This is a genomic window from Kerstersia similis (assembly GCF_965139615.1).
In the GTDB taxonomy this organism is placed as follows: domain Bacteria; phylum Pseudomonadota; class Gammaproteobacteria; order Burkholderiales; family Burkholderiaceae_B; genus Kerstersia; species Kerstersia similis.
The window spans coordinates 1-4,875 of the sequence record NZ_CBCSIQ010000047.1; the positions used below are offsets into that span (position 1 = coordinate 1).

General features: G+C 63.1%; 6 protein-coding genes and 1 pseudogene. All 7 read left to right on the forward strand.

The window, feature by feature from the left end:
• Nucleotides 1–35 precede the first annotated feature (35 nt).
• A pseudogene (locus ACNA1V_RS17255) lies at nucleotides 36–230 on the forward strand (relaxase/mobilization nuclease domain-containing protein); the annotation flags it as partial.
• A gap of 376 nt (nucleotides 231–606) precedes the next feature.
• Nucleotides 607–1,107: an IncQ-type mobilization protein MobB gene (locus tag ACNA1V_RS17260; protein ID WP_341540189.1), complete on the forward strand. Its 501-nt coding sequence runs from the start codon at nucleotides 607–609 to the stop codon at nucleotides 1,105–1,107.
• A gap of 11 nt (nucleotides 1,108–1,118) precedes the next feature.
• On the forward strand, nucleotides 1,119–2,033 hold the full coding sequence (locus tag ACNA1V_RS17265; RefSeq protein WP_415834813.1) for a RepB family DNA primase: 915 nt from the start codon (nucleotides 1,119–1,121) through the stop codon (nucleotides 2,031–2,033).
• A 105-nt stretch (nucleotides 2,034–2,138) separates the two neighbouring features.
• The gene (trfA, locus tag ACNA1V_RS17270) at nucleotides 2,139–3,032 is read left to right on the forward strand and encodes a plasmid replication initiator TrfA (protein WP_415834809.1); all 894 of its coding nucleotides are present in this window, start codon (nucleotides 2,139–2,141) and stop codon (nucleotides 3,030–3,032) included.
• 587 nt (nucleotides 3,033–3,619) lie between these two features.
• Nucleotides 3,620–4,093 (forward strand): hypothetical protein, encoded by a 474-nt coding sequence (locus tag ACNA1V_RS17275; protein ID WP_415834810.1) that lies wholly within the window; start codon nucleotides 3,620–3,622, stop codon nucleotides 4,091–4,093.
• Between the two features lie 145 nt (nucleotides 4,094–4,238).
• Nucleotides 4,239–4,622 (forward strand): plasmid mobilization protein, encoded by a 384-nt coding sequence (locus ACNA1V_RS17280; RefSeq protein WP_415834811.1) that lies wholly within the window; start codon nucleotides 4,239–4,241, stop codon nucleotides 4,620–4,622.
• On the forward strand, nucleotides 4,619–4,875 hold a 257-nt coding region (locus tag ACNA1V_RS17285; protein WP_415834812.1), incomplete at its 3' end, for a relaxase/mobilization nuclease domain-containing protein. The genes ACNA1V_RS17280 and ACNA1V_RS17285, both read left to right, overlap by 4 nt.

The following is a 4,875-nucleotide window of genomic DNA, read 5'->3' on the forward strand; positions in this document are numbered from 1 at the left end:
TTCGCAAACTTCGCCCGAACTTGGGCAAGGCGGTTATGCACGTTTCGCTATCCGCCGCCCCCGGCGAAAAGCTCACAGACGAGCAATGGCAGGCCATCGGGCAGCGCTATTTGCGCGGGATGGGCTTCACAGATAACCAATTCGTCATGACCCGGCACACCGACACCGAGCACGAGCACATCCACATCCTGGCCAACCGAATCACCCACGCGGGCGAGGTCGTCAGCGACGGCCAGGACTACAAGCGGCAGGAAACCATCATGCGAGAGATTGAGCGGGATTTCCGCCTGCAACGTGTGGCCCCGAGCATCGAGGCCGAGCGCAAAGCGCCGACCAAGGGCGAGATCGAGGGCGCAATCCGCACTGGCCAGCCCAGCACCCGCCAGCAGCTCCAGCAGTTGGCCGACGCAGCCGCCAAGGACTGCCCCGACTTCACCACCTACCAGGAGCGACTGGAGGCGGCAGGCGTTGAGCTGGTGCCCGTGGCCCAGCTCCAGGGCGCGAAGCTGTCCGGCCTGTCCTACCGGCTGGACGGTGTGACCATGAAGGGCAGCGACCTGGGCAAGACCTACACCGCCGCCGGCATTCAAAAAAAGGGCATCAGCTATGAGCAAGACAGAGACTTTGCGGCAGTCCGCCGCAGCATCGAACGCGACGCGGTTAGAGCATTTGGCCGAGCAGATGGAGACATTGAGGCAGGCCAAGCACCAGAGCGCGGAGGACTTGGCCGCGACGCTGGAGCCGCTGGCCCAGGCCATGGCCGCACTGACGGACGAGACGCGCCAGACGCTGGCCGAGATCGAGCGCAAGAGCCAGGAGCAGGGCGAGACGTTCAAGCGCCAGCTATCGGAGTCGGTGGAGAGCTACAAGGACGCGGCAGCGGCAGCCAGCCAGGCCGCCGAGAGCTTGAACCAGGCCGGGCAGCGGATGGAGTGGCGGCATTACCTGCTGGCCGCACTGGTGGGGATGGTTACAGCGGCAGCCGTGACCGCATCGTGGCTCTTTCTGGCACCGCCCAGCATCCAGAACCAGCTAGACCCGCAGGCAGTGGCCGAGCACCTGAAACCCGCCGTGATCGAAGCCTTGAAGCCATCCAAAGGCAGGTAGCAGCGCTGGGCGTGGAGCGCTTCGAGGTGGGTATCCGGGAGGCCAAAACCGGCCAGATGATGAACCGCGAATGGAGCCGCGCCGAGCTGGAGCAGTCCGCGCCGTGGCTCAAGCGCATGAACGCCAAGGGCAATGACGTGTACGTTAGGCCAGCCGGAGCGCATGGCCTCGTCCTGGTCGATGACGTGAAGCCCGCCATGCTGGAGAAGATGCGCCGGGACGGCTTCGCGCCCGCCGCCACCATCGAAACCAGCCCCGGAAACTATCAGGCATGGGTGAAGCTATCGGATAAACCGCTATCCGCAGGCGTGCGCCGCGTGGCCGCGCAGGCGCTGGCCAAGCACTACGACGGCGACCCCAACAGCGCAGACAGCCGCCACTATGGCCGCTTGGCTGGCTTCACCAACCAGAAGCCCCAGCACGCCAAAGACGGGCGGCAACCCTATGTGTTGGCGCATGACTGCCCCGGAAAGCCCGCAGAACGCGCCCAGGCGCTCTTGGAGACTGTTGGGCAGGGGTTGGCTAGGGTGGAGGCTGAAAAAGCGCGTAGCGCCCGCCTGGAGGCTCTGGAGGGCTACAAGTCGCCGGGGCATGGCTGGTACAGCGACCCCAGCCACGAATACCAGCGGCAGGCCAAGCGACTGATCGAGCGCTACGGCAAGACGGCGGACTTCTCGCGGCTGGATTGGATGATCGCCACGGACATGGCCAAGAGCGGGCGATTCAGCGCCCAAGGCATCGCCGGAGCCATCGAGAAGCACAGCCCCGAGGTGGCCACCCGCAAGGCTGGCCACGTCGAGGACTACGCCAAGCGCACGGCAGAAAAGGCATGGGCAGCGCCGGAGGTGCAGGCCCACCGGCAGGAGCAGCAGGCAGAGCAGGCGCGGCAAGCGAAGCGCGACCGCGGCCCCAGCATGGGGCGTTGATCTTTCCCCGCCCCGTGGGGGGCGGTGTGTAGCATGTAGGCGGCGCAGACAGGGGAGGCACCCCCTGCAAGCGCCTAACCAAAACCGAAGAAAGGAGCTTCAGAAATGGCTGAAAAAGAGGATACCAAGGGCAAGCGCGACCCGTTTGAGTTCATCAAGCAAAAAGCCGCCGAAGTGGCGGCGAAGGCAGAGCAGAAGGCCGCAGAGACACCCCGGCAAATGTTCCTGCCCGGCATGGACGAGTTCATGCGGGCCATGCCGAACCACATAGCCCGGTCTAGCCTGTTTGCGCCGGTGGCGCGTGGGCGGCGCAAGCTGCACGATGGCACGATCTTGCAGAGCCGTGGAGATGCTGAAATCCGGTTCAGTGGCAAGCAACTGGACGAGGCGCAGGCCGATGTGTGGATGCAAGCCATGAAGGAAGCCCAGCGCCAGCCGTTGGGCGAAGCGGTCACGATCAACCGCGCCGAGTTCCTACGGGAGATTGGCCGCGAGAAGTCAGGGCAAGCCTACAAGTGGCTTCACCGCACGATGCAGGACTTGGCCTTTGCCATGCTGGTGATCGAGGTCACGAAGGCCGACGGCAAGCCGAAGCTGTCCATTGGCAAAACTCGCGCCCTGCACCTGATTACAGGCTTCGACTACGACGAGGACAGCGAGGAATACACGCTGACGATAGACCCCCGGTGGCACGCTATGTACGACAACCGGGAATTTGCCCTGATCGACTGGCAGAAGCGCCGGGAGTTTGGGCGCAATCAGGACATGGCCAAGACGCTACAGCGCCTTGTGGCCACGTCATCCAACCCGGTGCAGCGGTACGCGCTGGACTGGCTCAAGGGCAAGATGGAGTACAGCGGGCGGATGCGTGACTTCCTGGACGCACTGGCCCGCGCCTGCGCCGAGCTGGAACGACTGGAGATCATCACGGCCCACAAGATCGAGGGCAGCACCAAGGGCAAGCCGCAGCTTGCCTTGTGGCTTCCCGGTCAAGCGTAGCCCCATCGGGGTTGCGTTCCACCCAGCCCGCCTAGTGCGGGCTTTTTTGTCGTAGTTGCGTCGCGCTTTGGTGATGTTGCGTCGCGCTTTGAGTGATGTTGCGTCGCGCTTTGGTGATGTTGCGTCGCGCTTTAGTGATGTTGCGTCGCGCCCCCCATCTGCAAGTAATTGATTTGCAAAGGGAAAAACGCCTGTTTTTGCCCTTTACCTTTCTTTTACCTTTATTTTTACCAGCAGCGCCCTGTGGATAACCGGGTGAGCGAAGCGAAGCCGGAGGCAAAACAGCCATATCTAGCCCCCCAAAGGGGGGAGAACAGCCCCCATCTGACACACCGCCCCCACTGCTACGCAGTAGGGGAAAGGGCCACCGCTGCGCGGCAGCCGAACAGCCAAAGCGGGAACATCGACCAGGACGCATAAAACCTAGGCCGCTGCTTTCTTATCCGCTTAGTCTGCGCCTATTTTATCCGTCAAGCGGATAGAAAATAATCATCACATAGGATTGCAATTTATCCGCGCAACGGATATAATTCAATCATCGCAACGGATATTAAAATATCCACTCGACAGATAAAGGAGTATCAGCCGTGCAATTCCGTGAACAGGGTAAGAAAATCCAGTGCATCCGCTCTACCTATGACCCGGCAAGCAAGCGCAGCCATCAGAAAGTGATTGCGGCCTTTGATCGTTGGGCGGATAAATTACCGTCCGCTGGTCTTGATGATCTGACCGACGCGGAGCGGCTGGAGCTGATGGCGTGGTTCGATGCGCGGCAGGCGGTCAAGGCCGAGCGCATGAACCAGTACCGGGCTAGTTCTGGCGGGCGTATCTTGTCCGACCTGGCCGAATCTATCCGGGCTGCTGGCACCTTGACCGACGACCAAGCCGCCGCCGTATGGCGCGGGCTGGCCGACGTGGCCAAGGCGCTACGCAAGGCCGGGCACCCGAAGCCGAAGCGCGAGCGCTCTGCACGGGTAGCCCAGCCGGGTCAGGCTGATCTGCTGGCCGATGTCGCAGAGCCTGCCCCCGCCGTTTTGCCCCCTGCATCGACTGGCGTATGATGTAGGTATCGGCGGCGTAGTTGGTTAGAAGCAAGCCATGTTTTCGCTTCGCTCAAACGGCTTGGCATGGGCTGCGCCCCTGCACCCCGGCGGCAGTCGCTGCGCTCTTTGCCGCCTGCCCCATTCACTCGCTGGAGGCTCATTCATGACGGCAGAAACACCCCCGCGCCGTGGGCGAGGTGGCCGCCCCAAGGGCGACCCCGCCGCCGTGCGCGTTTCGACCATTGGCGTTCGCGTGTCGGCGGACGAGTACGCCGCCTTGCGAGCCAAGGCCGAGCAAATGGGCATGACCCCGGCGCAGTGGCTGCGGGAGGCTGCGCTATCCCGCCGCCTGCCTTCGCCCCCGGTGCCAGCCGCCAACCGGCAGCAGTACGCCGAGCTGGCGAGGCTGTCGGCCAACCTCAACCAGTTGGCGCACGGCGCGAACATCGGCCAGAACGTGGCCGTAAATGACGCACTTTTGCAGCGGCTGGCCGGTGAAGTTTCCCGGCTGCGGCTGGCCTTGCTGGGCGTTGGGGGTGGCGAATGATTGCCAAGCTGGTCAAGGGGCGCGGGTTCCGTGGTGCGCTGGAATACGACATAACCAAAGAAGGCGGGCGCATCATTTCCAGCAATATGGCCGGGGAAAAACCGCGAGAACTGGCCGCAGAGTTTGGCGAGATTCGCAAACTTCGCCCGAACTTGGGCAAGGCGGTTATGCACGTTTCGCTATCCGCCGCCCCCGGCGAAAAGCTCACAGACGAGCAATGGCAGGCCATCGGGCAGCGCTATTTGCGCGGGAT